This is a genomic window from Micromonospora sp. NPDC049201, assembly GCF_055586805.1.
Window position 1 is genome coordinate 1 of sequence record NZ_JBVJHM010000039.1, and the last position, 2173, is coordinate 2173.

Below are 2173 nucleotides of genomic sequence, written 5' to 3' on the forward strand. Positions count from 1 at the left end.
CGAGGAGTGTCGGCCAGTCCACGGTCCCGCCGTGTACGTGAACACCAGCGACCGCGGTCAGCAGTGTCTGCGGCTCGTCCCGTTCAGCTCGCAGCGCTGGCAGCCACACCCCTGCATCGGGGGTGTCGGTGTCGGCCATTGACGTGAGCGTGCCGTCCGGGCCCAGCTCGAGGAAAACATCCACGCCCTGCTCGCGCAGCGCGGTCACCGCGTCGTGGTACCGCACCGTCTGGCGGACATGCGCCAACCAGTATCCCGGCTCGGTCACATCCGCACCCGGGGTACCGGACACCACCGGGATAGTCGGCTCCCGCCACACCACCCCGCCCAACACCTCGGCGAACTCGGCCAACATCGGCTCCATCAACGGCGAGTGGAACGCGTGACTGACCCGCAGCTGTCGGGCCCTACCACCGGCGTCTCGCCACTGCTGCGCAAGGTCCAGCACCACGCTCTGGTCGCCGGAGATCACCGTCGAGCGAGGGCCGTTGACCGCCGCCACCCCGACCAGGTCGGTGTGCCCGGCAATCAACTCCTGCGCCTCGACGTCACTGGCGGTCAACGCGACCATGGCGCCACCAGCAGGAAGCGCCTGCATCAGGCGGCCACGCGCGGCCACCACCGCCACCGCATCGCCCAGATCCCACACCCCCGCCACATGAGCCGCACTCAACTCACCAATCGAATGCCCCGCCAAACACTCCGGGGCCACCCCCCACGAACCGACCAACCGGTACAACGCCACCTGCACCGCGAACAACCCCGCCTGGGTATACATCGTCTGATCCAACAGCCGCGGCTCACCCGCAACCACGCCCCGCAACGACCGCTCCAAATGGCGGTCGAAGGACGCGCACACCTCATCGAACGCCTCCGCGAACACCGGATACGCCTCATACAGGCCCAGACCCATACCGAGGCGCTGACTCCCCTGCCCGGAAAACACCACCGCCAACCGACCAGACCCCGCAACCCCGGCAACCACCCCCGACGCCTGACCACCGGAGGCCAGCGCTCGCAACCCATCCACCAACACCTGCCGGTGCTGGCCGAGGACCACCGCCCGATGCGCGAATACCGACCGGGCCGCCAACCCGCGCCCCACCGCCACCGGCTCGACCTCGGGTCGGTCGTCCACGAACCGGGCCAGCCGCTGCGCCTGCGCCCGCAACGCCACCTCGGACTTGGCCGACAACAACCACGGCACCACCCCGCCGCCCGGTAGCGGGGCCGGTTCATGACCCGACGCCGTGTCCGGTGCGGGTTCGGCCTCTTCCAGGATGAGGTGGGCGTTGGTGCCGCTGATCCCGAACGAGGACACCCCGGCCCGTCGTGGCCGCCCGCCGTCCGGCCAGGGTGTGGCCTCGGTGAGTAGCTGCACCGAGCCGGTCGACCAGTCGACGTGTGTGGACGGCTCGTCCACGTGCAGTGTCTTGGGCATCAGGCCGTGCCGCATCGCGAGGACCATCTTGATGATTCCGGCGACGCCGGCGGCTGCCTGGGTGTGGCCGATGTTCGACTTCACCGACCCCAGGCGCAACGGCTGGTTTGCGGGCCGGTCCTGGCCGTACGCGGCGATCAGCGCCTGCGCCTCGATCGGATCACCCAGCGTGGTGCCCGTGCCGTGCGCCTCCACCACATCCACCTCGCCCGGCGACAACCGCGCATTCGCCAAAGCCTGACGGATCACCCGCTGCTGCGACGGACCATTCGGCGCACTCAACCCGTTGGAGGCGCCGTCCTGGTTGACCGCGCTGCCCCGCACCACCGCCAACACCTGATGCCCCCGCCGACGGGCATCCGACAACCGTTCCAACACCACAATTCCGATGCCTTCACCCCAGCCTGTGCCGTCGGCCGCGTCCGCGAACGATTTGCACCGCCCGTCGGCGGCCAAGCCGCCCTGTCGGGAGAACTCCACGAACGCTCCCGGTGTGGCCATCACGGTCACGCCGCCGGCCAGGGCCATGGAACACTCACCCGAGCGCAACGCCTGCGCCGCGAGATGCATCGCGACCAGCGACGACGAACACGCCGTGTCCACCGACACGGCCGGGCCTTCTAGGCCCAGCGTGTATGCCACCCGTCCCGACGCCACACTTCCGCTGGTCCCGGTGCCATACCCCTCGGTCTCGGCCGGGCTCGCCGCCAACTGCATGGCGTAGTCGTGGTA

At 69.6% G+C, this 2173-nt stretch carries 1 protein-coding gene; it reads right to left on the bottom strand.

What is annotated here, in order from left to right; all coding sequences use genetic code 11:
- On the bottom strand, nt 1-2173 hold a 2173-nt coding region (locus ACZ6O5_RS31235), incomplete at both ends, for a type I polyketide synthase (RefSeq protein WP_465981919.1).